The following is a 25,598-nucleotide window of genomic DNA, read 5'->3' as shown; positions in this document are numbered from 1 at the left end:
GGGGAAGAGCAACCAGAGCGCTGACAGGAGCGGTTCTATGTTCCCCGATCATGGTCACCGTCGCATCGCCGTGGCGTCGCCCGACGACATCGCCACGGCGCGTCGGATCGCGGCGGAACGGGCCGACGGGGTGCTGCCGGTGGACGAGGCGGCGCGGCTGGACCGGCTGGTGGCCATGGTGGCCGACTATGCTCTTGGCCGGCCGGACGGGACCATTCTGATTGCCCGGATGCACAGCGGGGCCGGCGTCGAATGCCTGGCCTACGACCGCGATCCCGCCACCGTCGCGCTGACCCCGTCAACGCCGGACGGTGTTCTCCCCGCGCTTGACGCGGTGTTGGAATCCGTTCGCGGCGAGGCCGACCGTTTCCATGTTCATGCCACGCCGGGCATCGGGCTCGCGCTGCTGGCCCGTGTCCTGCGGCCGGGTACGGACGATGCGCCGCCGGCCGACGCCCTGGCCCAGGCCGGGGCGGTGACGGTCGAGCGGAGCGGCGGCGACGCCGCGCGCGGCGGTCCCTTCATCGACCATTGGTTCGTCAGCTGTGCCCCCGCCCGTGGCGGGGACGGTCCCTGCGGCATTGCCTTGATGGTCGACGGCGACACGGCCGCCGATGCCGGCCCCGCCGAGCCCCCCGTCAAAACCGACGCCGGTTCCGGTGCGGAGGACGGCAATGGGCAAGACGGCGCCGCGCAATCCCCCACCGTGCAATCCCCCACCGTGCAATCCCCCACAATAATGACGCCCGCCGTGGTGCGGCAGATGGAGGCGGTGGTCGCCGCCACGGTGCCGGGGCTGCCGGCTCCCGTCGTGGTCAACGCCATCCGGCGCGACCTGAAGGGGCGGCCCGAACTGGGGCTGTCCCACGACCGGACCCTGACGCGGATCGGGCGGTCGGCCGTCGCGGTCCTGCGCTTCGACGCCGGTGCGGTGGATTACACGGCGCTCGGCACCCTGGCCGGGGCGGTGGTGCGTCGGCAGGAGATCACGGCGCTCGGCGCCCGCTGGGCGATGATCGGCTTCAACCCGCTGGCCCCCGCCTCGGTCCATCTGCGCTGGGCACCGGGGGAGCATGTCGTGCTCTACACCGGCGGGTGCGCCCGGCTGCCCGCCCTGTTCATCCACCGTGACCTGCACGGGGTCGAGCCGACGCTGGCGGCGCTGGTTCTGCTGCGCGACGGTGCGGTGAGCGACGACGACCACACCGTGCTGGTGCTGCGCAACTGCGGCGACGGCGTGCCGGCCAACGCGGTCTGAGAACCGTCGGTTCCCTACGATCAACGCCAGCCGCGCGGCCCCCTGCCGGGCCCCCATCCGCGTCCCGGGCCCCAGCCGCGGTCGCCGTGCCAATGGTCGTGCCAGGGGCGGCGGTAATAGCCCGGCCCGACCACCACCGGCGGCGGCACGGCATAGACGGTCGGCGGCGGGACCATCACCGGCTCGCTGTAGGCGGGATAATAGGGATCGTAGGCGACGCAGCCGGTCAGGGCGGCACCCCCCGCAGCCAGGAGCAGGGCGGTCAGGATCCGGAGACGATTGGTGCGCATGGCCGTGCTTCCTGTCTGACGACGGACCGGCGTCGACGGTGAGGCCGGTCATCTGTACGAACACCGCAGCCCGGCCGGCTATTCCATACCTCTTTGGCGTCATGAGTCTCGAAGCCGTTTGGCCGGGGCTGCGTCCATCCCGGAATCCGATGGATGAAACAAGAACTATGAATTTCACATATCGGGGCGGCGCCGCCATCTTGTGTCTCGACTTCTTCCCCATTCAGAAGACCCATTTAGAAGACGAGGCCATCATGAAAGCCGTTGGTTTCCGCAAGTCCCTGCCCATCGCCGATACCGGCGCGCTGATCGACGTCGAGATCGACCGCCCGGCCCCCGCCGGCCGCGACCTGCTGGTCCGGGTGGAGGCGGTGTCGGTCAACCCGGTGGACACCAAGGTGCGCCGCAACGCTTTGCCGACCGAGGGCGACCTGCGCATCCTGGGCTTCGATGCCGCCGGCATCGTCGAGGCGGTCGGGCCGGATGTGACCCTGTTCCGTCCCGGTGACGCGGTGTTCTATGCCGGCTCCATCGACCGTCCCGGCACCAACAGCGAATATCATCTGGTCGACGAGCGCATCGTCGGCGCCCGTCCGGCCAGCCTGAGCGTTGCCGAGGCCGCCGCCCTGCCGCTGACCGCAATCACCGCCTGGGAAATGCTGTTCCACCGGCTGGGCCTGCCGCGGGATGGCGACGGGAAAAATGGGGGCGAGGGCAAGTCGCTGCTGATCGTCGGCGGGGCCGGTGGCGTCGGCTCCATCGCCATCCAACTGGCCCGCCGGCTGAGCAAGGTGCGGGTGCTGGCCACCGCGTCGCGTCCCGAGACCGCCGATTGGGTGCGCGACCTGGGCGCCCATGACGTGATCGACCACAGCCGGCCGATGGCGGAACAGGTGAAGGCGCTGGGGCTGGCCGGGGTCGATTACATTTTCTCCACCAACGCGACCGACCGCCATTTCCAGGATCTGGTCGAGCTGGTGGCGCCGCAGGGTCACATCGGCCTGATCGACGATCCGGAGCCCATCGACGTTCGCCTGCTGAAGCGCAAGAGCGTCTCGCTGCACTGGGAGCTGATGTTCACCCGGCCGCTGTTCCAGACCGACGACATGATCGCCCAGCACGAGCTGCTGACCGAAGTGTCGCGGCTGGTCGATGCCGGCACGCTGCGCACCACCCTGACCGAGACGCTGGGCCGCATCGATGCCGCCACCCTGCGCAAGGCCCATGCCCTGATCGAATCCGGCAAGGCCCGCGGCAAGGTGGTGCTGGAAGGCTTCTGATCCGTCCGGTGCGCCCGGTCTGCCGCCTTACCCTGCCAGGGCGAGTGGCGGGCGGGCCGGGCGCATCGCCGCCAGACTTTCCACAATGAAGCCGACCAGCGGTTCGGCGAGGCGGCGGTTGCGCGGCGTCTCGCCGAAGATCGCCATCTCGACGTCGCCCAGTTCGGGCAGTCCGTCCTCCACCCCCAGCCGGCGCACGCCCTCGGGCACCGAGGATTCGCTGAGCACCGCCACCCCCAGCCCGGCGCGGACGGCGGCCTGCACCCCCATGACGCTGGCGCTGGTATAGACCACCCGCCAGGACCGTCCGGTTTCGCCGAGCGCCGCCAGTCCGCGGTTGCGGAAGACGCAGGGCGCCGGCAGGGCGCAGAAGGGCAGCGGGCCGTCGGCCGGGATCTCCAGCCCGGGGGCGGCGATCCAGCGCATCGGCTCGGTCCAGATGGCCCGGCCGCGGGTGTCGCCGGCATCGCGGCGGGAGATGACGAGGTCCAGTTCGCCGCCATCCAGCGCCGAGACCAGATCGCTGCACATGCCCACCCGCACGTCGATGTGCAGCCGCGGATGCAGCTTGGCGAAGCGGCGCAGCACATGGGGCAGGTGGTCGGACAGGAAATATTCGGCCACGCCCAGCCGCAGCTCGCCCTCCGCCGCCGGTTCGGCGAAGCGGCGCACCGTCTCGTCGTTCAGGTCCAGCAGGCGGCGGGCATAGCCCATCAGCAGTTCGCCGTCATGGGTCAGCGCCAGCGACCGGCTGGTGCGTTCGAACACCCGGTGGCCGAGCATATCCTCCAGCTTCTTGATCTTGACGCTGATCGCCGACTGGGTGCGGCCCAGCCGCTCCGCCGCTGCGGTGAAGCCGCCGGCCTCCGCCACCGTGACGAAGGCGCGCAGCGCGTCGATCTCCAGGTCGGGAAGGGACATTGGCAATGCATTCCGTATGGTGATCGTTTCCTGCCATCCTATCGCAATTGTTCATGGATGGCGAGCGGCGCATCGGGACACGGCAATCGGCATATGGCGGGCGTGCCGTTGAAGCAGGCCGGGGGCGTTCTCATTGTCAGAGCCCTCCGGGCCTTGCCGCCCGGCGGCATGACGATCCTTGAGGAGAGAGACGCCCGATGACCCGTTTTTCCGCTCCGGCCGGCAGAGTGGCTTTCAAACATCTGGCCCTCGCACTTGCCGCTGCGGCTTCGCTCGCCGGCTGCCAGATGCCGGGCCTCACGCCGCCGCCGCAACAGACCGCCGCCCTGCCGCCGCCGGCCGTGCCCAAGCCGCCGCCGGAGGCCCGCGGCATCTGGATCGTCGGCAGTCCGGCCCTGCGCGGCACCATCGATCAGGCAGCCGCCAAATACACCGGCGGTCCCGACACCAAGCCGCATCTCGACGCCCGCGGCACCGCCACCGGCTTCCGAGCCTTCTGCGGCGGCGTCGGGCTGGACCATCCCGACATGGTGGCCTCAGACCGCCCGATCGGCGCGGCCGAGTATCAGCGCTGCCGCTCCGCCGGCATCACGATGACCGAATACGGCTTCGGGCCGAAGCGCTTCGTCTACGTCAAGGACTCGCACATGATGGCGGTTCCCGGCGTGAACGACTTCGTCGCCAGCTGGGGCCAGTCCGGCAAGCCGGTGAGCGCGCCGACCGCCGGAAGCTGAATGGCGGTAAGCGGAGTGGGCTCGTTGCCTTTTCCCTGATCGAAGGGCCGCTCCATGGGGCGGCCTTTTCCATTATCCTGGAAATTTGCACGGCAGGGAGCCGAACAAATAGGAGAGACAGCCAATTTAGTGGATTTTATTCCAGCATCATGGAATTCTCGGTCAGGGTGCCGCAGCAGCATCGCATCGGCAACGTCAGGCTCCGGAGAATCGAACCATGACTCACAGGATACGGGCGGCAGAGGAAGCCGACCTTCCGGCAATCCTCGCCATCCTGAACGACGCCATCCTCAACACAACGGCGGTGTGGAGTCTGACACCGGTCACACTGGACCAGCGCCGCGCCTGGATGGCGGATCACCAGGCGAAGGGAATGCCGGTTCTCGTGTGCGAACAGGACGGCGTGGTCGTCGGCTTCGCATCCTATGGTGAGTTCCGGGCTTGGGAAGGGTACAAGCACACGGTCGAGCATTCGATCTATGTGGACTCGACCGTGCGGGGCAGGGGGATCGGGCGAAGCCTGCTGGCCGCATTGCTGGACGATGCAAAGCTGAACGGCAAACATATGATCGTCGCGGGCATCGAAGCGGAAAACACCGCCTCGATCCGATTGCATGCCGGTTTCGGTTTTGTGGAAGCGGGCTGCCTGCGTCAGGTCGGCCGCAAGTTCGACCGCTGGCTCGACCTTCTGCTCATGCAAAAACACCTGGCTGGGTGACGCTCACCCCGCCGCGAACAGCCCGCCCTCGTCGGACGCGTCCGCCGCATTGTCGGCAGCATCTGCGGCGTTGGGATCGCCCAGCGCGGTTTCCCAGCCCAGCGCCGGCAGGGCGATGGCGCGGGTGTTGCCCAGGCCGCTGCGGCTGGCGATGAAGCCGCGCTGTTCCATGTAGGTCAGCAGGCGGCGGCCGCGCCCCTTCGACCGGCTGCCGCAGGCGCGCGCCACGTCGGCGTCGGATGGGCAGGGAGCGTGGTCGAGGGCGGCGCGGGCCAGCAGCAGGAAGACCGGCTGGATGTCCTCCGCCAGCGTCGCGGCGACTTCCGTCGCCCGTTGCCAGGCGGGATCGTCGCCGTTGCCGGCCCCGGCGCGGGCGGTCGCCAGACGGCGGCGGAAGGCGGGCAGGGCCAACCGGTCGCCATCCACCCCGCGGCCCCGGCAGCGCACCAGGAAATCCTGGTACAGAACGGCGAGCGAGCGGTAGGGTGCCTCCGGATCGGCCAGCACCTCGGCCAGCACCTCGCCATACTGGGCCTCGCGCTCGGCCGCCTGTTCGGCGGTTTCCTCCGGCTCCAGCGGCAGCAGGGCCGGCTGTTCGGCGGCGCTGTCGTCGACGGACGGCGGCGGGGCGGTGGGGCGACCGCGCGCCAGCTGCGCCATCAGGTCGGCGCTGGCCGAGGTGGAAGGGCGGCGCACATAGCGCGGCGGTTCCGGCCCGGTGGTGGTGAAGATCAGGTCGCGGGCGTCCTCCACCGGGGTTGTGGGCGGCGGCATCAGCTTCGGGCTGCCGGTGCGGCCTTGCGTTTCCACCGCGCCGATGCGCAGCGGCAGCGGCCGGCGCGACAAAGCGGGGCCGAGCGCGATGAAATGCCCGCGCTCCAGATCGCGGAACATCTCCGCCTGCCGGCGCTCCATGCCCAGCAGGTCGGCGGCGCGCGCCATGTCGATGTCGAGGAAGGTGCGGCCCATCAGGAAGTTCGACGCCTCGGCCGCGACGTTCTTCGCCAGCTTCGCCAGACGCTGGGTGGCGATCACCCCGGCCAGCCCGCGCTTGCGTCCGCGGCACATCAGGTTGGTCATGGCGCCGAGCGAGACCTTGCGCGCCTCGTCCGACACCTCGCCGGCCGCCGAGGGGGCGAACAGCTGCGCCTCGTCGACCACCACCAGCATCGGGTACCAGAAATCGCGGTCTGCATCGAACAGCCCGCCCAGGAAGGCGGCGGCGTGGCGCATCTGCATTTCCGCGTCCAGCCCCTCCAGGTTCAGGACGACGGAGACGCGGTGCTGGCGCACGCGGGCGGCGACGGATTGCAGGGCGGCCTCGCTGTGCGCGTCGGCCTCCACCACCACATGGCCGAAGCGCTCGGCCAGCGTGACGAAGTCGCCCTCCGGGTCGATCACCGCCTGCTGCACCCATGGGGCGCTCTGTTCGATCAGCCGGCGCAGCAGGTGCGACTTGCCGGACCCGGAATTGCCCTGGACCAGCAGACGGGTCGCCAGCAGCTCCTCCAGGTCGAGCGTCGCGGCGCTGCCCGCGTTCGTCGCCCCCATGTCGATGCCGACCTTCATCCCGCTCGCCTCCCGCTCACCCGAACCGCCCCCTTGCGAGGGAGGGCCTTCCTATAGCGCAGGCGGGCGCGGCGATACGAGGATTCGATTCGGGACAAGCCGACCAGGATCGGGCGATCACTCTCCGGTCGATTGAGCCGGAGTGGTGTGGATAAGCGCTCCGGTGGTGGGGTGGGTCTTGCGGCGGAGGGCGGTTTGACCATATCCTTGCGGACAGGAGGGTGCGGTGCCAGCCGCACCCCCCGTCCGGTCCGGTTACTTCAGCAGATCGAGGATCGCCTTGATCAACTGATGCACCAGGACCAGGAGTACGAGTGCTTTTTCCACTCCGTGCTCCCCGGTAGGTGGGACGCGGGCGGTGGCCGTTCCGCCGCCCGGTTCCAACCATCGCATGCATAGCGATGGCAGGGGGAGCGGGCAACTCGTATTCCACCACACCGTGTGTATGATCGGAATTCAATCAACCAGATTTTTCGGTCCGATCCGGTTCTTGCCTCTCAGGCGGGTGATCGTATTGCGCAACAACGTGACCCTGCGGTCATGAAACCGCAAACAAGCTCTGTTACAAGTGGATGCCGACCCCATGCGTGATCGGCGCTGGCGGACCGAGCGATGACTGTGCTGACCACCACAAAAGCCGGGTCCAAAACCGCAAGTCCGGAAAGCGACCGTGCCGAGTCCTATGGCGCGGGCTGGGACGCCGTCCCCTCCGGCCGGGACGAGGCCGCATCGTTCGATTGGGCATCGATGGTCGGCGCGCTGCGCTACGCCTTCCAGCCCATCGTTCAGCTGCGGTCCGGCCGCTCCCACGGCTATGAGGCGCTGCTGCGCGGGTTCGAGCGCACCGGCTTCGCCAACGCGGGCGAACTGCTGGACGCCGCCGAGGCCGCCGGCCTGCTGGCGACGGTGGAGACCGCGCTGCACGCCAAGGCGGTCGCCGCCTACCGTGCGCTGTCGGGCTGGAACGAGGCGAAGCTGTTCCTGAACCTTGACGCCCGGCTGGTCGGCCGACCCGATGCGCCCTGGCTTGCCCGCGACCCTGCCGCCTCGCGCAACAGCGGCATCGTGCTGGAGCTGTCGGAAAGCCGCCCGGTGCCCAGCGGCGTCGCGGTGGATGCGGCGGTCGACCGCTTCCGCCAGAGCGGGGCCGGCATCGCCATCGACGATTTCGGCGTCGGCCATTCCGGGCTGCGCACGTTGTACGAGGCGCGGCCGGACTATGTGAAGATCGACCGCTTCTTCATCGCCGGCATCGATGCGGACGCGCGCAAGCGGGCGCTGGTGGCGGCGCTGGCCGGCCATGCCCATGCGCTGGGCATCCAGATCGTGGCGGAGGGGGTCGAGACCGCCACCGAGTTCTACACCTGCCGGGATCTCGGCTGCGACTTCGCCCAGGGCTTCCTGATCGCCCGGCCGCGCGTCGACCTGACTGCCCTGCCCAACCGCTATCCGGTGGTCGAGGATCTGAACCGCAAGGACCGGCGCCAGCCCAGCGACTCGCACCGCCGCCTGTCGGAGGTGATCGAACGGCTGCCGCCGCTGCGGGTCGATTCGCGCAAGACCGAGCTGCTGGACTATTTCCGCCGCGACGGCAGTGCCGCCATCGCGCCCATCATCGACGAGCATGACCGGCCGCTCGGCCTGATCCGCGAGCGCGACCTGAAGCGCTTCGTCTATTCGCGCTTCGGCGGCGAACTGCTGCGCAACCGCGGCCTGGGCAATGGGCTGGACGATCTGGTCATCCGGTCGCCGGTCTGCGACATCTCCACCCCGCTGGACCGGGTGATCGAGGCCTTCTCCACCGAGTCGGCGGCCGACGGCATCGTCATCGTCGAGGGCGGGGCCTATGCCGGCGTGCTGTCGAGCGGTGCGCTGCTGCGGCTGGTGCATGAGCGCAACCTGGCGATGGCGACCGACCAGAACCCGCTGACCCGCCTGCCCGGCAACGCGGCGATCCTGCGCCACATCGAAGGGGCGCTGGCCGACCCGGGCTGCGGCCATGTACTGGCCTATCTGGATTTCGACAACTTCAAACCCTTCAACGACAATTTCGGCTTCCGCCAGGGCGACCGCGCCATCCTGATGTTCAGCGAGCGGCTGAAGGCCTGGGCCGGCAGCGCCGGGGCGGCCATCGACGCCGACGCCTTCGCCGGCCATATCGGCGGCGACGACTTCTTCCTGGGCGTCAGCGGCGGCGGGGAGGGCGAGGTGCTTGCCCGGCTTGCCGAACTGCTGGCCCTGTTCCGCTCCGATGCCGAAAGCCTGTACGACGCCGAAACGCGGGTCAGCGGCGGCTTCCTGGCAAAGGACCGCTATGGCGCGGTGCGGCGCTTCCCTCTGCTGGCGGCCAGCGGGGTTGCCGTGGTGATCCCGCCCGGCAGCCATGGGCTGACCCCCGACGCCATCAACGCCGCCATCGCCGATCACAAGACCGCCGCCAAGGGGGCGGAGGACAAGCTGTTCGTGGTGCGGCTGGGGTGAAAGCCGCTACTGCGGCCCCTCACGCATAATCCCGGAAGCTCTCCGCCGTGGCGCGGTCGTAGCCCTGGCTGGCGCGCAGGAGCTGCAACGTGTAGGGCTCGCGCGCGGCACCGCGGCGCAGCTCATCCACGCTCATCTCCTCGACCAGACGGCCGCGGTTCATCACCGCCAGCCGGTCGCACAGGTTGGCGACGACGGCGAGGTTGTGGGTGACCAGCACCAGGGTCAGGCCATGTTCCGCCCGCAGCCGGCGCAGCAGGTTCAGGATCTCCGCCTGCACCGACACGTCGAGCGCCGAGGTCGGCTCGTCCAGCAGCAGGACGCGGGGTTCCAGCACCAGGGCGCGGGCGATGGCGACGCGCTGACGCTGGCCGCCCGACAGCTGGTGCGGGTAGCGGAAGCGGAAGGCGGGGCCGAGCCCGACATCGCGCAGCACCCGGTCGATACGGGCGTCGGCATCGCCCAGCCCGTGGATGGCGATGGGTTCCGCCAGGATGCGGTCCACCGTGTGGCGCGGGTGCAGCGAGCCGTAGGGATCCTGGAACACCATCTGGCAGAGCTTGTAGAAGCCCTTCTGCCGCACCGGTCCCTGCTCCGCGCCGGCGACGGCGATGCGGCCGGTCCAGTCGTCGTTCAGGCCGCTGACCGCGCGCAGGACCGTCGATTTGCCGGAGCCGGATTCGCCGACGAGGCCGAAGCTCTCCCCTTCCCGTACCGACAGGGTGACGCCGTCCACCGCGGTGACGGCGTCGGCGCCCTGGCCGAAGCGGACCCGCAAATCCTGGATGTCGATCATCGTCCTTACGCCTCCAACCACATCGGATCGCGGCTCAGCACCGGCAGGTCGCCGGGCGGCTCGTCGATCCTGGGCAGGCTGGCCAGCAGGCCGCGGGTGTAGGGGTGCTGCGCCGCGTGCAGCTCCGACGCGCGGCAGCTCTCCACCACCCGGCCGGCATACATGATCAGGATGCGGTCGCAGAAGGAGGCGACGAGGTTCAGATCGTGGCTGACGAAGATCATGCCCATGCCGCGCTGGGAGCAGAGGTCGTCGAGGATCGCCAGCACCTGCATCTGCACGGTGACGTCGAGCGCCGAGGTCGGCTCGTCGGCAATCAGCAGGTCGGGGTCGGGGATCAGCATCATCGCGATCATGATGCGCTGGCCCATGCCGCCCGACACCTCGTGCGGGTAGCGGTCATAGACCCGCTCCGGGTCGCGGATGCGCACGGCGGCCAGCATTTCCAGCGCGCGGCGCTTCGCCTCGGCGGCGCCTGCCTTGCTGTGGACGCGGTAGGCCTCGGCGATCTGGCGGCCGACGGTCATCACCGGGTTCAGCGAGTATTTCGGGTCCTGCATCACCATGGCGATGCGCCGGCCGCGGATGTCGCGCATGCGCCTTGGCGACGCCGCCAGCAAATCCTCGCCGTTGAAGGCCAGCCGGTCGGCGGTGACCCGGCCCGGTGAGGGCACGAGGCGCAGGATGGAGCGGCCGGTCATCGACTTGCCGGAGCCCGACTCGCCGACGATGCCCAGCTTCTCCCGGCCGAGCGTGAAGGAGACGCCGCGCACCGCCTCGGCCATGCCGGTGCGGGTGGGGAATGCGACGCGCAGGTTGGAGACGTCCAGCAGGGGGGCGTCGTCCGCCATCTTTTTGTCGGCCATGGCTTCAGTCCCCCTTCGGGTCCAGCACGTCGCGCAGCCCGTCGCCCAGCAGGTTGAAGCCCAGGCTGACGATGAAGATGGCAAGGCCCGGCATGGCGGCGACCCACCATTGCTCCAGCACATATTGCCGGCCGCTGGCGATCATCGCCCCCCATTCCGGCAGCGGCGGCTGGGCGCCGAGCCCGAGGAAGCCGAGGCCGGCGGCGGTCAGGATGACGCCGGCCATGTCCAGCGTCGTCCGCACGATCAGCGAGGCGATGCAGAGCGGCATGATATGGCCGAGGATGATGCGCAGGCTGGACGCCCCTTGCAGCCGGGCGGCGCTGATGAAGTCGGCGCGGCGGACGGTCAGCGTCTCCGCCCGCGCGATGCGGGCATAGGGCGGCCAGGAGGTGATGGCGATGGCGATCACCGCATTCTCGATGCCGGGGCCAAGTGCGGCGACGAAGGCCAGCGCCAGGATCAGCTTGGGGAAGGCGAGAGCGATGTCGGTGATGCGCATCAGCACGGTGTCGACCCAGCCGCCGAAATAGCCGGCGGCCGTGCCGATCACCAGCCCGGCCAGCGGCGCCGTCGCCGCCACCAGCGCCACGATCATCAGCGTCAGCCGCGCGCCGTGGATCAGGCGGGACAGGATGTCGCGGCCGAAGGCGTCGGTTCCCAGCCAGTGGGCCGCACTGGGCGGCAGCAGCCGGCCGTTCAGGTCCTGTGCATAGGGGTGATAGGGCGCCAGCACCGGCGCCAGTGCGGCGACGACGACCAGGGCCAGCACGATCAGCAGCCCGGCGACGGCCAGCCGGTTGCGGCGGAAGGCGGTCCAGCCGGCCCAGGCGCGGCCCAGCCGGGCTTGCGCCCGCGACTGCGGCGTGTCGGTGGTCAGCCAGTCCCGCCAGCCGGTGGATTGGGTGTCGGTGCGCGCGGTCATCGGGCTCGCGGATCCAGAAGGCGGTAGAGCAGGTCGGACAGCAGGTTCAGCGCGATGAAAACCGTGCCGACCACCAGCGTCCCGCCCAGCACCGCGTTCATGTCGGCGCTGAGCAGCGAATTGGTGATGTAGAGGCCGAGGCCGGGCCAGGCGAACACCATCTCGGTCAGCACCGATCCTTCCAGCAGGCTGGCATAGGACAGGGCGATGACGGTGATCAGCGGCACGGTGATGTTACGCAGCGCATGGCCCCAGACAACGCGGGTTTCGGACAGGCCCTTCACCCTGGCGGTGGTGATGTATTCCTGGCGCAGCTGGTCCAGCATGAATCCGCGGGTCATCCGCGCGATGTAGGCGACGCAATAGAGGCCGAGGATCGCCGAGGGCAGGACCAGATGCCCGACCGCGTTCCAGAAGATGTCGGTCTCGCCGGCCAGCAGGGCGTCCACCGTGACGAGGCCGGTCACCGGATCGACCATCCCCTCGTAGAAGACGTCGACCCGTCCGGGCCCCGGCGCCCAGTCCAGCTTGGCGTAGAACAGCAGCAGCGCCATCAGCCCGAGCCAGAAGATCGGCACCGAATGGCCGAGCAGACCGAGCAGGCGGATGGCATGGTCGGGCCAGCGCCCGCGGTTGGTGGCGGCGAACACCCCGGCGGGAATGCCCAGCACCGCCCCGATGATGGCGGCGACGGTCGCCAGTTCCAGCGTCGCCGGGAAGACGCGCAGCACATCCTCCAGCACCGGCCGGGAAGTCAGCACCGAGGTGCCGAGGTCGCCTTGCAGCACGTCGCCGACATAGCGGAGGAACTGCTGCCACAGCGGCAGGTCGAGGCCGAGCTGCGTGCGCATCTGCGCGTAGCTGTCGGCATTCGCGCGGTCGCCGAGCGCCGACAGCACCGGATCGATCGGAACGACGCGGCCGATCAGGAACGTGACCAGCAGCAGGCCCAGCAGGGTGGCGGCCACCGTGACCAGCAGGGTCAGGCCGCGTTTCAGCGTAGGCAAGAGGACTCCCTCGCGATTGGACGCATCAGGGAATCACAGTCGGGGCTTTGTGGAAAGACCGTCAAGGGCATAAGGGGGGCCCCCTCTCCCGGACGGGGGAGGGGGTGGGCCGCTTCAGCTCACCAGGTCCCGGCCGGGCTGGGATCGCCGTGCGCACCGGCGGCCGGCTCGTGGTGGGCGAGCCAGCGCTCGGCCTCCAGCGCGGCCATGCAACCCATGCCGGCGGCGGTGACGGCCTGGCGGTAGACCTTGTCCTTCACGTCGCCGGCGGCGAAGACGCCGGGGATGTTGGTGGCGGTCGAGTCGGGCACCGTGACGATGTAGCCCGAATCGTCCATCTCCACCTTGCCCTGGAAGATGCCGGTTGCCGGCACATGGCCGATGGCGACGAAGACGCCGGCCACCGGGATGACGCGCTCGTCGCCCGACTTGACGTTCTTGATGCGGACGCCGGTGACGGCGCGCGGGTTGCCCATGGTGCCGTCGCCCTCGCCGACGATCTCCTCGACCGTGCTGTCCCACACCACCTCGATCTTCGGGTGGCGGAACAGGCGGTCCTGCATGATGCGTTCGGCGCGGAAGCCGTCGCGGCGGTGGATGACCGTGACCTTGCTGGCGTGGTTGGTCAGGTATAGCGCCTCCTCGACCGCCGAGTTGCCGCCGCCGACGACCGCCACCTCCTTGCCGCGGAAGAAGAAGCCGTCGCAGGTGGCGCAGGCCGACACGCCGAAGCCGCGGTAGATCTCTTCGGTCGAGATGCCGAGCCAGCGCGCCTGGGCGCCGGTGGCGATGATGACGCTGTCGGCGGTGTAGGTGTCGCCGCTGTCACCCTTGCAGACGAAGGGGCGCTTGGTGAAGTCGACGTCGGTGATCAGGTCGAACACCATCTTGGTGCCGACATGCTCCGCCTGCTTCTGCATCTGCTCCATCAGCCAGGGGCCCTGGATCGGATCGGCGAAGCCGGGGAAATTCTCCACATCGGTGGTGATCATCAGCTGGCCGCCCGGCTGCATGCCCTGGACCATCAGCGGCTCCAGGTTGGCGCGCGCGGCATAGATGGCGGCGGTGTAGCCGGCCGGGCCGGCGCCGATGATGAGAACCTTGGTGTGGTGCGTGGTGGCCATGGGTCTGATCCCGCAAATTCCCCGCGAACGGAGTCGTGATTAAAACGGTTCTAGAAGCCGAACATATGGTCGAGGCTGAAGGCGGTGTCACCGGCCGCAAGGCAGCCATGGTAGCCGAACAGGCGGCAGGTGGTGTCGCGGATCAGCACATAGGCATGATCGCCGGCCGCCAACCGTTCCGCTTCCGTAAACATCTTGCGATAGCGCCAGAAATGCGAGCCGCCACAGGGGATCGCCAGCCGCTTGCGCGCCACTTCCACCCCGTCGCGCCGCACCAGCACGAGGCTGGTGTCGGAGGTGGCATGCCATTGGGTCGAGGCAGGGTAGACGAGGTGGCAGAGCGTGTCCCACGGATCGGTGCCCAGCCGCAGGAACAGACGGGTCGACAGGCCGGGCGGCCGGCCATGGTAGCTCTGCGGCTCGTCGCGGTAGACCATCGCCATGTTGAACATGTGACTGCCGAAGCTGGTCTCCGCCACATGGCCGGTCGTTACGTCCTCGTAACGGACCAGCGCGTGCAGCCAGCCGTCTGCAATCGTTCCGGCTTCGAAATCATAGACCAGTTCGACATGGCCCCAGCCATCCACAACGGTCTTGTCGGCGACCAGCCCGGTGACGTCCAGCGCCACGCTGTCGGAGCGCTTCAGGTTGCCGAAGCGGTGTTCAGCCACGGCGGCGCCGTTGCGGTCGTAGACCACCGCCTTCACCGGCAACTCGGTCTGCGCCGTGCTCATCGGCGTCGGCAGCAGAACGGTGCGCCAGCGGCCCATCGGCAGCAGCGGCGCCGGCAGGATGTGGCCCTTGCCCACCACGCCCTTGTCCACCGCACCGCCGGTCAGCAGCGGCAGCTTGGGGTCCGGCTTCAGGTCGGTGCGCTCGACATTGGCGTGGGCCATGCGGCGGCGGCCGTCGGCGGCGGCGATCTCGTAGCGCGGGCGGACGAAATGCTTGCCGGCCTGCACCTCGAACTGCTGGGGCCAGCGCGCTTCGGGGAACAGGCTGGCGACGTCCAGTTCAAGGGTGGCGAAGGCCGGGACCGCTCGGTCGAGCGTGCGGATGTCGGACGAGCCCATCGGGTTCAGCCCGACCGCGCCGGCCGGAATCGGGGTGGGGTGGCTGTTCTGGATCCACAACGATACGCGCTCACCCTCGCGCGGGGCGGGCAGGCCGGCATAGAGGTCGGCCGGCCAGGCGTTGGCGTCGTGGGTGCAGGACAGCACCGTGCCGTCGTCGCCATAGGTGTCGAGCGCGTATTTCACCACGTCATGCCCGGCGGCGCCGATGATGTGCAGGAACAGCGACCCGCAGAAGGGCGACAGGTCGAAGCGCTCGCGCACCTGCCGGCTGTCGATCACCACGGTGCCGTCGGTCGGCGGCATCGGCTCCGTCCAGTCGGCGATGGGGCGGCCCTCGCCGTCGAACAGGCAGGCCCACAGCCGGGTGCCCTTGGCGCCGTAGCGCGGCCAGTAGTTGGCCGACACCACGCGGGTGTGGTGGCCGTCGCCGTCGCGGAACCAAGCGAAGTTGGTCGCCCAGTTGAACTTCGACAGGTAATGGCCGGGATCGTTCAGCATGTCTTCCGGCACGCGCATGGCGTCGAGCGAGACGACGCCGGCCTGCTTCGGGATCAGGTGGGCGATGTGGCCTTCCAAGCGCTGCGAATCGAAGGCGACGACGAAGACGGTGCGGGCGCCGCTGGACGGCAGGTCGGTGACCGGGCGGGCGGCATGGCCGAACACCTCCTGTCCGACCTTCTCGACGTCCTGGACATAGATGCCGCAGACGTCGATCGACGACAGGTCATAGAACTCCGCCAGCCCCGACAGCAGGCCCAGCGGGTCGTAGACCGCCACCGGGCCGAAGGAGGCCAGCCGCGCGATCAGGATCGCCGCCTTGGGTGCCGCCAGCGGGTGGCCCACCGCCTTGAAGAAGCTGGAACCGCCGGTGACGTTGGAAAAGGTCTCGATCCGAAGGGGCATCAGGGCACACACGCGCGAAAGCAAAGCCAGGGCGTCGGTTATAGCCGCTTCGGCCGGGCGGGCGACAGTGATTTGCAGGCGAACGTGATTTGTCGCGGCCCGCGGACGCCCGCAGCGTATCGCGGCGAATGCTTCCCCCTTGTCAGAGAGCGTGTTTCGATATATCTAAGTTTTCGTTATATCGAAACTGCATCAGATGAGGGTTTCATGTTTCGGCATCTGTTTCACAAACACGGCCGCCGCTTCTCGCGTCCCGACTTCGAGGACGAGGCTCCGGAAGGGCGAGGCCGTCACGGCCGTCCTGGGCATCGCGGCGGCTGGGAAGGCTGGGGCGGCCCTGGTTGGGGCGGTCAAGGCCGCGGCGGCCGCGGCGAGCGGCGGGTCTTCGACCATGGCGACCTGCGCTTCGTCCTCTTGTGGCTGATCGCGGAGAAGCCGCGCTCCGGCTACGATCTGATCAAGACGGTCGAGGAGATGGTCGGCGGCGCCTACAGCCCCAGCCCCGGCGTCGTCTACCCGACCCTGACCCTGCTGGAAGAGCAGGGCCACATCCGCGTCGGCGCCACCGAGGGCAACAAGAAGCTCTACGAGATCACGACGGAAGGCTCGGAGGCGTTGAAGGCGGCGGAGCCGTCGGTCGCCGCGGTGCGCGAGCGCATCGCCCATGCGCGGGCCCGGCAGCAGCGCGAATCCTCGCCGCAGATCCACCGCGCCATCGAGAATTTCAAGTTGGCCCTGCGGCTGCGCCTGTCGCGCGGCGACCTGACGGCGGAGCAGACCCAGGCCATCGCCGACATCATCGATGACGCCGCCCGCCGTGTCGAACGTATCTGAGCGTCGAACGCATCCGACCGGACAGGAGACAAGGATCATGGCCGCATCCACCGCACGCGTCGCCACCCCGAACGGGCGCCGCTACATGACCCAGCTGTGCAAGCACTGGGCGCACAAGTTCGAGGTCGTCTATGACGAGACCCAGGGGCTCGTCCCCTTCGCCGCCGACCGCCGCTGCCGGATGGCGGCCGACGACGGGGGGCTGACCCTGACGATTGAAATCGAGGATGCCGGACAGATGGAGCGCATGCAGGAGGTCGTGATCGACCACCTGAAACGCTTCGCCTTCCGCGAGGATTTGGGGGAGGTGGTCTGGACGCCGGTTGGCTGACGGCACCTCGCCGGACGAGGCGGCGCATTTTCCCGAGTCTGTCTGCGACAAATCCTGTTGAGAATTACCGCATCAGCGGTGTAAAACGGTTCTTAACCAACAGGCGGAAGTGGGGGAGGGGATGGTGGTTCCACCGTCGGCCACCCACGGTCAGAATACCGGGAGTCGTTCGTGATGCTCCGCATCTCCAAGAAGCTGATGTTCGCCATCGAGGCGGTCCTCGACATCGCCTACAACGCGGGCACCGAGCCGGTGCAGTCCGGCGAGATCACCCGGCGCCAGGGCATTCCGAAGCGCTATCTGGAACAGGTTCTGCAACAGCTGGTGCGCGAAGGCGTGCTGGCCGGTGTGCGGGGCCCTCGCGGCGGCTACCGGCTGGCGCGCGAGCGGCGGCGGATCACGCTGGGCGAGATCGTGAAGGTCGTCCGCGCGATGGAGACCGCCACCGACCCCATCGAGGAACCGGCGGGTTCGGTGCTGGGCCATCAGGTGGTGCGCCCGCTGTGGGGCGAACTCCAGGACGAATGCATGGCCAAGCTCGACACCATCACCATCGAGGATCTGTGCATGCGGGCGCGGCGCGCCGGGGTGGAGAGCGAGACCGAGGACCGCATCGACTTCACCATCTGATGTAGGGGACTTGGTGGCACCACTTCCCGTTTGACAGGCTCCCTGTGCTGGATAATGCTCCGCCTGGGGTGTTGAAATCACATATAACACAAATCTCAGAGGTGGAATCATGGCTGCACCGGAGTTCCGCGGCAAGATCTACGACAGCATCCTCGACACGATCGGCGCCACGCCGCTGGTGCGGCTGGACCGTCTCGCCGCAGAGTCGGGGGTGAAGGCCCAGATCATCGGCAAGCTGGAGTTCTTCAACCCGCTGGCCAGCGTCAAGGACCGCATCGGCCGCGCCATGATCGAGGCCGCCGAGGCCGCCGGCACCATCGCCCCCGGCCGCACCACGCTGGTCGAGCCCACCTCCGGCAACACCGGCATCGCGCTGGCCTTCGTCGCCGCCGCCAAGGGCTACAAGCTGATCCTGACCATGCCGGAAAGCATGTCGGTGGAACGGCGCAAGATGCTGAAGCTGCTGGGCGCCGAGCTGGTGCTGACCCCGGCGGCGGAGGGCATGAAGGGCGCCATCCGCAAGGCGGAGGAGATCCTGTCCGCCGACCCGAACGCCTATCTGCTGCAGCAGTTCAAGAACACCGCCAATCCGGCCGTTCACCGCGCCACCACGGCGGAGGAGATCTGGAAGGACACCGACGGTCAGGTCGATTTCCTGATCTCCGGCGTCGGCACCGGCGGCACGCTGACCGGCACCGCCGAGGTCCTGAAGGCCCGCAAGCCCTCCTTCAAGGCGGTGGCGGTCGAGCCGGAGGACAGCCCCGTCCTGTCCGGCGGCATGCCCGGTCCGCACAAGATCCAGGGCATCGGCGCCGGCTTCGTGCCCGACATCCTGAAGAAGGAGCTGATCGACGAGGTGGTGCGCATCTCCAACCAGCGCGCCTTCGAGACCGCCCGCGCCGTTGCCCGTCTGGAGGGCGTGCCGGTCGGCATCTCGTCGGGTGCGGCGCTGGCCGCCGCGCTGGAAATCGGTGCCCGTCCGGAGAATGAGGGCAAGCAGATCGTCGTGATCCTGCCGTCCTTCGCCGAGCGCTACCTGTCGACCGCCCTGTTCGAAGGGCTGGAATAAGAAAGGGTTGCCGCCGATAGGGGCGGGCGGGGACGTGTTCCGTCCCCGCTCCGCAGCCTGAAGATGAAAATCCGGTCCGAAATTTGACGGATTTTGCGAATTCGGTTAAACTCCCCGGCATCAACAACGCCGTTTCCGTCCGTGCCGACGCAGGGGAGTGACCGCCATGTCGGATATTTCCACGTCCACCTACGTCCCGAACCTGTCGAGCAGCGCCTTCTCCCAGTTCAAGGGGAGAACGACGGGTGTGGGTGCCGACGGAGCGAACGCCGACAGCCAGACCTTCACGGTCAGCAAGGCCGGCGAATACAACTTCAAGATCAACAACAGCTTCACCAACGTCGAGATCCGCAACGACCGCAACGAGGTGGTGACCAGCCTCCGGTCGAACGAATCGACTGCGGATGCCAGCGCGCGGCTCGGTCCCGGCACCTACACCGCGACCTTTTCCCAGGCCAACCGCGCGGCGGGCGTGCGCGACTACTCAATGGACGTCACGGAACGGCAGAACGTTCTGGTGACGGCCGGCGGCGCGAGCTTGAAGGGCACTGCCCAGCCACCGGGGAACGGCGACACCGGCGTCCAGAAGCACACCTTCAACGTCGTGCAGGGTGGCACCTTCACCGCCGACATCTCGCTGCCCAACACGCGCTGGGCGATGATGGACAAGGACGGCAAGGTGGTCGCCGCCAGCGACTCGGGCAAGCCCGATTCCCAGCAGAACTTCCTGCAGAAGCCGACCTACAAGCTGCAACCCGGCCAGTACACCATGGTGGTGGTGCCGCCGTCCGATCTGAAGTCGCCGACCGATTTCCGGCTGGGACTGGTGCCGCGCAATCCGGACCTGTCGGACTCCGGCACCAATCAGGAAAGCGCCATCCAGAAGACGCTGCGCGAGCGGCAGGCCCGCCTGCAGCAATGGGCGGCCCAGGGGGCGACGACCTCGACCAAGGCCTGAGGGAGCTCCATCGCGGCGATTGCGCGCTGCCGGCTTTCCGGAAATCGCGGCATCGAATGTTGCTGCAACGGCCCGTCCTTGCGCTATGCTGCGGGCCATGGACTTCACGGACACCCAGCTTCACCGCTATTCCCGCCACATCGTGCTGCCGGAAGTCGGCGGCATCGGCCAGGAAAAGCTGTTGCGATCCAAGGTGCTGGTCGTCGGTGCCGGCGGCCTGGGCGCGCCCTTGCTGCTCTATCTGGCGGCGGCCGGCGTCGGCACCATCGGCATCGTCGACGACGACACGGTCGATCTGTCGAACCTGCAACGGCAGGTGATCCACGACGAATCGACGCTGGGCCTCGCGAAGGTGGAGAGTGCCGCCGCCCGCATCCATGCGCTGAATCCCGACGTGCGGGTCGAGGCGCACCGCACGCGGATCAACCGCGACAACGCGATGGATCTGATCGCCGGCTACGACCTCGTCGCCGACGGGTCGGACAATTTCGCCACGCGCTTCCTGCTGAACGACGCCTGCTTCCTGGCCGGCAAGACGCTGGTGTCGGCGGCGATCCTGCGCTTCGACGGGCAGCTGACCACCTTCAAGGCGCATCTGGGGGCGCCGCACCCCTGCTATCGCTGCCTGTTCCCCGAACCGCCGCCGCGCGGCACCGTGCCGTCCTGTTCGGAAGGCGGCGTTCTGGGGGCGCTGGCCGGTTCCGTCGGCTCGCTGCAAGCGACGGAGGTGCTGAAAGAACTGCTGGGGTTGGGCGAAAGCCTGTCGGGCAGCCTGCTGATGATGGACACGCTCTATGCGTCCTATCAGCGCATCGCCATCAAGCGGGATCCCGACTGCGCGCTTTGCGGCGATCATCGGACGATCCACGACCTCTCCGCCCACTGACGGGCGCCGTGGCAAACATGGGAGGCGGCCATCATGTCCACTGCCCTGCCTGAGACCATGCCAAATCCTGCGCCGAATCCTGTGCCGGCGACTGGAGCCGGCGGGACATCGGCCCTGTCCATCGTGCTGTTCGCCGGCGGCTTCGACCGGGTCCATTACGCGCTGGTGATGGCCAGCGCCGCGGCGGCCACCAACCGCAAGGTCACGCTGTTCTTCACCGGCCGCGCGCTGCGCGCCCTGGTCCACGAGACGGAGCCGGGCGTGCTGGGCTGGCACGACCTGGACCCGGCCGACGACGGCAGCACGCCGGTGGCGCGCGACCGCTATTTCGCCACCCACGGCCTCGCCACCTTCGAGGAACTGCTGGAGGCCTGCGTCGCCATGGGCGTCACGGTGATGGCCTGCGAGATGGGGCTGCGGGCGCTGGGGCTGCCACCCGGCGTCTCCCTGCGTGCGGACGTGCCGGTCGCCACCGGCGGCGTCGTCACCTTCCTGAATGAGGCGCCCGGCGGCGGCGCCATGCTGTTCGTCTGACAATGCTGGAACGCGCATGAGCGACAACCGCGAGATCCTCGACCTCGCCAACCGATTCGAGTCAATCGCCACCGACGGATTCGAGGGGCGACCCTACCGGCCGGCACTGGCCGCGCTTGCCACCCGCGTGCGGGAGCGGCCGGGGATGGCGCCGCGGGTCGCCCATGCCCTTGGCATCATGATCCAACTGATCGGCGAGAGCGACCCGGAAGGGCGGTTCGCCGCCAAGGTCGCCATCCTGCGCGACGCGGTGGGAATGCTGAGCGACGCTTGAAAGCCAGGGCTTGAGTGGAGCGCGGACCAGCCATGCGTCACGCCGGAGCGGTCTGTCCCGTCATGGGGGCGAAGACACTCCACACGAGGATGAACACCATGGCTTTCCGTTTCACCGTCGCCGCCGACGCGCCGTCCCTGTACACGCCGATGCTCGCCATCACCAAGGCCATCCGCGGCAGCGGCCTGCCGACCGGGCTGATCCACCTGATCGACCTGCGCGTGTCGCAGATCAACGGCTGCACCTATTGCATCGACATGCACAGCAAGGAGGCGCGCCACGACGGCCAGTCCGACCAGCGCATCGCCGCCGTGGCGGAGTGGGAGCGGTCGGACCTGTTCCTGCCGGACGAGCGTGCCGCCTTCGCCTGGGCCGAGGTGCTGACCCGCACCCAGCATGACCGCATCGACGAGGCGTACCGGGGGCTGCAACGCCATTTCAACGTCGAGCAGATCGCCCAACTGACGGCGACGGTGGCGCAGATCAACGCCTGGAACCGCATCGGCATCGCCCAGCATATCGAGGGCACCGCCGTCGGGATGGCGGCGTGACGGCGCTGGCCGACCCGGACACCGCGCTCGCCGCCTTCGCGGGCGAGCGGGCGCGGCTGCGCGCCCTGGCCTACCGGCTGCTCGGCTCGGTGGCCGAGGCGGAAGACACGCTGCAGGACGCCTGGCTGCGCTGGTCGGCCGTGGCGCCCGGCAGCGTCGGGTCGGCCCCCGCCTATCTCACCACCCTGGTGACGCGGCTGGCGCTCGACCGGCTGCGGTCCGCCCGGGTGGCGCGTGAGCGCTATTACGGTCTGTGGCTGCCCGAACCGGAGGTCGCCGGCTGGGACTCCGAGCCGGAGGACGGCATGGAGCCCGAGTCGGTGCCGCTGGCGATGCTGCTGCTGCTGGAACGGCTGGCGCCGGACCAGCGGGCGGTCTTCGTCCTGCGCGAGGCGATGGACCTCGATTATGCGGAGATCGCGGCGATGCTCGGCAAGTCGGTGGAGGCCTGCCGCCAGATCATGCGGCGTGCCCGCGCCAGGCTGGCCGAGCCTGCCGCCTGGGGCCAGCCGGCCGACTCCGTGGATGCCGGGCGGCGTCTGGCCGATGCCTTCGCCGAGGCCAGCGTCCGGCGAGACTATGCCGCCATCGTCGCCCTGCTGTCCGATGACGCCCAGTGGCTGAGCGACGGCGGCGGGATGGTGCGGACGGCGGTCAACCCGCTGTTCGGTGCCGACCGCATCGCCCGCTTCCTGATCGGCGTCCAGCGCAAGCGCGGCGTCAGCTTCGGCTTCATCCCGGTGCGGGTGAATGGCGGGCCGGGCCTGCTGGCCGACCTTGGCGGGGCGTTCCGCAGCGTTCTGGCCTTCGACATGGCCCCCTGCGGCGACACCGGGAACAGAATCCTGCGGGTCTATCAGATCGCCAACCCGGAAAAGCTGGAGCGCGTCGCCGTCATTTATAGCTCCGTGCGTTTAATATGAAACGCACGGAGCTATAGCTTTATATTTAACGATCGGATTCACGCTTCAAATCGATCCCGATTTTACGCGATCCGATCTAAGCCGTCGCCTCGTCCAGCCAGCGGTCAAGCGCGGTCAGATCGACCGGGCGGGGCAGGATGTGGAAGGGCAGGTTCGGCATGCGCGGGCCGGTCATCAGGATGCGAGTCTGCGGATAGAGCATGGCCGCCAGCGCCGCGGCGCGGTCGCCGTCGTCGCCCTCATGGTCGAGCGGAAGCAGGGCCACGGCCGGCGCCTCCGCACCGATGATGGTCAGCGCCTCCAGCGCGTCGTCGGTCTGCGAGACCTGAAAGCCGCGGCCGGACAGATGGCCGGCCAGCGCCTCGCGCTGGACACGGTCGGCATCGGCGATCACCGCACGGCGTCCGCCATAGCCCGGCATCCGGATGTCGGCATCGATGCTGAAAGCCACGTTTCCCCTCCGTCCATCATGTTTTTATTATGGACAGACGGAGTATGCGGGCCGGCGCCGGGGTTGTAAACGCCTGCTACCTGTGGTTCGACCTTCGTCGAATACGGACCACTTCGCCCTTGTGCATCAGCGCCAGCATCGGCAGGTCGCTGGGATGGTTGCCATAGCCCCAGGTGGCGGCGACCGGGCCATGGCCGGCGATCCATCCGGTCACCCGGTCCGCCTTGTCCAGCCGCACGCAGTTGGCGGTGCTGAGCCGTCCGGTCAGCCTGCCGTCCACCACCTCCATGCCGGTCGCCAGCAGATCGTCCACCTCCAGCCCGCGCAGCAGCGCCGGCATGTAGAGGTCGAGCGCGCCGGTGGCGATCACCACGCGGCGGCCCTGGCGGCGATGCTCCTTCAGCACGTCCAGCATCGGCTGGTGCCAGCGCACGCGCGGCACCATGCGTTCGGCCGCGGCCGACGCGTCGGCCACCGGCAGCCCGCGCAGCGTGCGCTTCAGGTAGATCGCCTTGACCGACCCCGGAAAGTCGCAGCCTGGCCCACGGCCGCGGAAATGGCGGTGCAGGGCCGAACGGATGGCATCGGCCAGCGCCAGGGCCGCGCGGCGCCGGCCGATCACCTCGCCGACGAACATCGGCAGGCTGTCGCCATGGATCAGCGTCCCGTCGAAGTCGAAGAAGGCGACGCCTGCCGGCCCGGAGACCGGCGACTCCGGCGTCGCCGCCGGCATGGACTCCGGCATTGCCGCCGACGGCGGCGTGGGCGGCGCGATGCCGGTCTGAGGCTCCAGGCCATGCGGCTGGGATGACGTCGTTTGCATGACCGCAGTTATCCGGCCGCCACAGGGCGGCGGGCAAGGAGTTTCAGGTCGACATCAAGGAAGACCTGACCCGATGCGGAGGCGGATAAGCTCGTCGGGATCAATGCAGCATGTTCGGGCCGCAGGGCACCTCGAACAGCGGTCCGTCTTCGGAGCCATCGTCGGAGCCGTCATCCTGCCCGGTGCCATCGTCGGCTTCCTCCAGCTGGGCGATCAGGTCGCCTGACGCTTCCTCCAGCCCGGCCTTGACGGCGATCAGCAGGTTGATGATCTCGCCATTGTCCTGCTCCAGGCTGCGGACCCGTTCCTCCAGCCGGTCGATGCGGCGCATCAGCAGATCCGACAGGCGGTCGAGCCGCTCCAGGACGGGGTCGAGGATCGGGGAGGCGGGCCCGGCCGTGCTCGGCGGGCTCTCGGGCCGGGTGTGGGGGGGCTGGCCCTGGCGGTTGTTGGGACGGTCATCCATGGTGCGGCCGGTTCCGGTCTGTGTGAGGTTTGCTCCTCGCCTAACCTTGGGCCAGCGCCCCGCAAGGTCCAGACCGGCACCCGATGCACCCCGCAAGCGATGATCGCCTGACCCACCCGTCATGCGGGTGGCGATTCCGGATGGTGGCGATGTCAGCCGCCACCCCTTGTGCGCATCGAAAACAAGTTCCGTATATAGTTAAGACTCAGATTTATCGGCACGGCGTTTGCGCGGGACGCCGTACAGTTCCAACCGATGGCCGATCAGGTCATAGCCCAACTCGCGGGCTATGCTTTCCTTCAGCCGTTCCATTTCATCGTTGGTGAACTCGATCACTTCACCCGAGTCGACATCTATCAGATGATGGTGATGATCGGTCCTGGTTTCTTCGTAACGGGCGCGGCCGTCACCGAAATCGAGCCGGTCGATGACGTGCGCCTCCTCGAAGAGCCGCATCGTCCGGTAGACGGTGGCGATGGAAATGCGCGGGTCGATGGCGGATGCACGGCGATGCACCTCCTCCACATCGGGATGGTCCGTCGCCTCCGACAGCACGCGCGAGATCACGCGGCGCTGGTCGGTCATCTTCAATCCCTTCTTCACGCACAATTCTTCGAGGCGCGAGGGCATGGACATCCCCTGTAATCCTGTCTTCGTTGACGGGCGGCGGTTCGCCCCTCCGGTCTCCCTGATGCCCGGAACGCCAGCGGAACGAGCCGGCAACGGAGGCGATCGTTCAGTTCGCCCCGGCCAGCCGTTCGCGGCACCCCGAATACCCGACCATCATACTGTGTTTCGGAGACATTCTCAAACACCCACGTTCCCGCCGGACGGCCGAGCGGAGGGCGCTTTCCTCGCCAAGGGCATAATACTTTCAGACTATTGGGCGATGCCGTCATGGAGCGGGGTAGAAACCAATT

The 25,598-nt window shown here is 68.5% G+C and carries 28 protein-coding genes; 15 read left to right on the top strand and 13 right to left on the bottom strand.

What is annotated here, in order from left to right; all coding sequences use genetic code 11:
* Nucleotides 1-37: 37 nt before the first annotated feature.
* Nucleotides 38-1,258 (top strand): hypothetical protein, encoded by a 1,221-nt coding sequence (locus ABNQ40_RS28155; protein WP_109048073.1) that lies wholly within the window; start codon nt 38-40, stop codon nt 1,256-1,258.
* A 20-nt stretch (nt 1,259-1,278) separates the two neighbouring features.
* Here ABNQ40_RS28155 and ABNQ40_RS28150 read toward each other — a convergent pair whose 3' ends face one another.
* Complete coding sequence (locus ABNQ40_RS28150) at nt 1,279-1,548, bottom strand: hypothetical protein (protein ID WP_109048072.1); 270 nt, start codon at nt 1,546-1,548, stop codon at nt 1,279-1,281.
* 254 nt (nt 1,549-1,802) lie between these two features.
* Between ABNQ40_RS28150 and ABNQ40_RS28145 the strand changes: the two genes are divergently transcribed.
* Nucleotides 1,803-2,828: a zinc-binding alcohol dehydrogenase family protein gene (locus tag ABNQ40_RS28145; protein WP_109490730.1), complete on the top strand. Its 1,026-nt coding sequence runs from the start codon at nt 1,803-1,805 to the stop codon at nt 2,826-2,828.
* Nucleotides 2,829-2,855: 27 nt separating this feature from the next.
* Here the strand turns inward: ABNQ40_RS28145 and ABNQ40_RS28140 are convergent, their stop codons facing one another.
* Entirely contained in the window at nt 2,856-3,749 is an 894-nt protein-coding gene (locus ABNQ40_RS28140; protein WP_109048071.1) for a LysR substrate-binding domain-containing protein, read from the bottom strand.
* A 197-nt stretch (nt 3,750-3,946) separates the two neighbouring features.
* Between ABNQ40_RS28140 and ABNQ40_RS28135 the strand changes: the two genes are divergently transcribed.
* Both ABNQ40_RS28135 and ABNQ40_RS28130 read left to right on the top strand, forming a co-directional pair.
* A complete protein-coding gene (locus tag ABNQ40_RS28135) occupies nt 3,947-4,483 on the top strand; it encodes a substrate-binding domain-containing protein (protein ID WP_109048070.1) in 537 nt (178 codons plus the stop codon).
* A gap of 217 nt (nt 4,484-4,700) precedes the next feature.
* Entirely contained in the window at nt 4,701-5,201 is a 501-nt protein-coding gene (locus tag ABNQ40_RS28130; RefSeq protein ID WP_109048069.1) for a GNAT family N-acetyltransferase, read from the top strand.
* A 3-nt stretch (nt 5,202-5,204) separates the two neighbouring features.
* On the opposite strand, the gene ABNQ40_RS28125 is transcribed toward ABNQ40_RS28130, so the two are convergent.
* The gene (locus ABNQ40_RS28125; RefSeq protein WP_109048068.1) at nt 5,205-6,770 is read right to left on the bottom strand and encodes an ATP-binding protein; all 1,566 of its coding nucleotides are present in this window, start codon (nt 6,768-6,770) and stop codon (nt 5,205-5,207) included.
* A 612-nt stretch (nt 6,771-7,382) separates the two neighbouring features.
* Between ABNQ40_RS28125 and ABNQ40_RS28120 the strand changes: the two genes are divergently transcribed.
* A complete protein-coding gene (locus tag ABNQ40_RS28120) occupies nt 7,383-9,251 on the top strand; it encodes a GGDEF domain-containing protein (protein WP_109048067.1) in 1,869 nt (622 codons plus the stop codon).
* Nucleotides 9,252-9,270: 19 nt separating this feature from the next.
* Here the strand turns inward: ABNQ40_RS28120 and ABNQ40_RS28115 are convergent, their stop codons facing one another.
* From ABNQ40_RS28115 to ABNQ40_RS28090, 6 genes are all read right to left on the bottom strand, one after another.
* Nucleotides 9,271-10,047 carry an ABC transporter ATP-binding protein gene (locus ABNQ40_RS28115; RefSeq protein WP_109048066.1) on the bottom strand — a complete coding sequence of 259 codons (777 nt, stop codon included), beginning with the start codon at nt 10,045-10,047 and terminating at the stop codon, nt 9,271-9,273.
* A gap of 5 nt (nt 10,048-10,052) precedes the next feature.
* Nucleotides 10,053-10,913, bottom strand: coding sequence for an ABC transporter ATP-binding protein (locus ABNQ40_RS28110; protein ID WP_247879579.1), 861 nt, complete (start codon nt 10,911-10,913; stop codon nt 10,053-10,055).
* 4 nt (nt 10,914-10,917) lie between these two features.
* The gene (gene nikC / locus ABNQ40_RS28105; protein ID WP_109048065.1) at nt 10,918-11,838 is read right to left on the bottom strand and encodes a nickel transporter permease; all 921 of its coding nucleotides are present in this window, start codon (nt 11,836-11,838) and stop codon (nt 10,918-10,920) included.
* The gene (locus ABNQ40_RS28100) at nt 11,835-12,845 is read right to left on the bottom strand and encodes an ABC transporter permease (RefSeq protein WP_109048064.1); all 1,011 of its coding nucleotides are present in this window, start codon (nt 12,843-12,845) and stop codon (nt 11,835-11,837) included. Before ABNQ40_RS28100 ends, nikC begins: the two co-directional genes overlap by 4 nt.
* A 119-nt stretch (nt 12,846-12,964) precedes the next feature.
* On the bottom strand, nt 12,965-13,969 hold the full coding sequence (gene trxB / locus ABNQ40_RS28095; RefSeq protein ID WP_109048063.1) for a thioredoxin-disulfide reductase: 1,005 nt from the start codon (nt 13,967-13,969) through the stop codon (nt 12,965-12,967).
* Nucleotides 13,970-14,019: 50 nt separating this feature from the next.
* The gene (locus ABNQ40_RS28090; protein WP_109048062.1) at nt 14,020-15,948 is read right to left on the bottom strand and encodes a hypothetical protein; all 1,929 of its coding nucleotides are present in this window, start codon (nt 15,946-15,948) and stop codon (nt 14,020-14,022) included.
* A gap of 207 nt (nt 15,949-16,155) precedes the next feature.
* Here ABNQ40_RS28090 and ABNQ40_RS28085 point away from each other — a divergent pair, with 207 nt between their 5' ends.
* The 10 genes from ABNQ40_RS28085 to sigJ all read left to right on the top strand — a co-directional run bounded on the left by ABNQ40_RS28085 (nt 16,156) and on the right by sigJ (nt 22,938).
* Nucleotides 16,156-16,782, top strand: a complete 627-nt coding sequence (locus ABNQ40_RS28085; protein WP_109048061.1) for a PadR family transcriptional regulator — start codon at nt 16,156-16,158, stop codon at nt 16,780-16,782.
* Nucleotides 16,783-16,819: 37 nt separating this feature from the next.
* Nucleotides 16,820-17,113 (top strand): DUF2218 domain-containing protein, encoded by a 294-nt coding sequence (locus tag ABNQ40_RS28080; RefSeq protein WP_109048060.1) that lies wholly within the window; start codon nt 16,820-16,822, stop codon nt 17,111-17,113.
* A gap of 174 nt (nt 17,114-17,287) precedes the next feature.
* Nucleotides 17,288-17,743, top strand: a complete 456-nt coding sequence (locus tag ABNQ40_RS28075) for an Rrf2 family transcriptional regulator (protein WP_012972993.1) — start codon at nt 17,288-17,290, stop codon at nt 17,741-17,743.
* A gap of 109 nt (nt 17,744-17,852) precedes the next feature.
* The gene (cysK, locus tag ABNQ40_RS28070; RefSeq protein WP_109048059.1) at nt 17,853-18,812 is read left to right on the top strand and encodes a cysteine synthase A; all 960 of its coding nucleotides are present in this window, start codon (nt 17,853-17,855) and stop codon (nt 18,810-18,812) included.
* Between the two features lie 166 nt (nt 18,813-18,978).
* A complete protein-coding gene (locus ABNQ40_RS28065) occupies nt 18,979-19,770 on the top strand; it encodes a hypothetical protein (protein ID WP_109048058.1) in 792 nt (263 codons plus the stop codon).
* A gap of 97 nt (nt 19,771-19,867) precedes the next feature.
* Complete coding sequence (locus ABNQ40_RS28060) at nt 19,868-20,656, top strand: molybdopterin-synthase adenylyltransferase MoeB (RefSeq protein WP_247879578.1); 789 nt, start codon at nt 19,868-19,870, stop codon at nt 20,654-20,656.
* 57 nt (nt 20,657-20,713) lie between these two features.
* Nucleotides 20,714-21,190 (top strand): DsrE family protein, encoded by a 477-nt coding sequence (locus ABNQ40_RS28055; protein WP_109490728.1) that lies wholly within the window; start codon nt 20,714-20,716, stop codon nt 21,188-21,190.
* Nucleotides 21,191-21,206: 16 nt separating this feature from the next.
* Entirely contained in the window at nt 21,207-21,464 is a 258-nt protein-coding gene (locus ABNQ40_RS28050; RefSeq protein WP_109048056.1) for a hypothetical protein, read from the top strand.
* Between the two features lie 98 nt (nt 21,465-21,562).
* A complete protein-coding gene (locus ABNQ40_RS28045; protein WP_109490727.1) occupies nt 21,563-22,015 on the top strand; it encodes a carboxymuconolactone decarboxylase family protein in 453 nt (150 codons plus the stop codon).
* The gene (gene sigJ / locus ABNQ40_RS28040; protein ID WP_109048055.1) at nt 22,012-22,938 is read left to right on the top strand and encodes an RNA polymerase sigma factor SigJ; all 927 of its coding nucleotides are present in this window, start codon (nt 22,012-22,014) and stop codon (nt 22,936-22,938) included. Before ABNQ40_RS28045 ends, sigJ begins: the two co-directional genes overlap by 4 nt.
* 76 nt (nt 22,939-23,014) lie before the next feature.
* Here sigJ and ABNQ40_RS28035 read toward each other — a convergent pair whose 3' ends face one another.
* From ABNQ40_RS28035 to ABNQ40_RS28020, 4 genes are all read right to left on the bottom strand, one after another.
* Nucleotides 23,015-23,389: a response regulator gene (locus tag ABNQ40_RS28035; RefSeq protein WP_109048054.1), complete on the bottom strand. Its 375-nt coding sequence runs from the start codon at nt 23,387-23,389 to the stop codon at nt 23,015-23,017.
* Nucleotides 23,390-23,465: 76 nt separating this feature from the next.
* Entirely contained in the window at nt 23,466-24,212 is a 747-nt protein-coding gene (locus ABNQ40_RS28030) for an HAD family hydrolase (RefSeq protein WP_109048053.1), read from the bottom strand.
* Nucleotides 24,213-24,312: 100 nt separating this feature from the next.
* On the bottom strand, nt 24,313-24,678 hold the full coding sequence (locus tag ABNQ40_RS28025) for a hypothetical protein (RefSeq protein WP_109048052.1): 366 nt from the start codon (nt 24,676-24,678) through the stop codon (nt 24,313-24,315).
* A gap of 198 nt (nt 24,679-24,876) precedes the next feature.
* Nucleotides 24,877-25,308 (bottom strand): Fur family transcriptional regulator, encoded by a 432-nt coding sequence (locus ABNQ40_RS28020; RefSeq protein ID WP_042701979.1) that lies wholly within the window; start codon nt 25,306-25,308, stop codon nt 24,877-24,879.
* Between the last annotated feature and the right edge of the window lie 290 nt (nt 25,309-25,598).

This window comes from Azospirillum sp. A23 (assembly GCF_042938965.1).
Classification (GTDB): Bacteria; Pseudomonadota; Alphaproteobacteria; order Azospirillales; family Azospirillaceae; genus Azospirillum; species Azospirillum melinis.
Note: the sequence above shows the minus strand (reverse complement) of the source record. Positions and strands in the feature narration are given on the sequence as shown.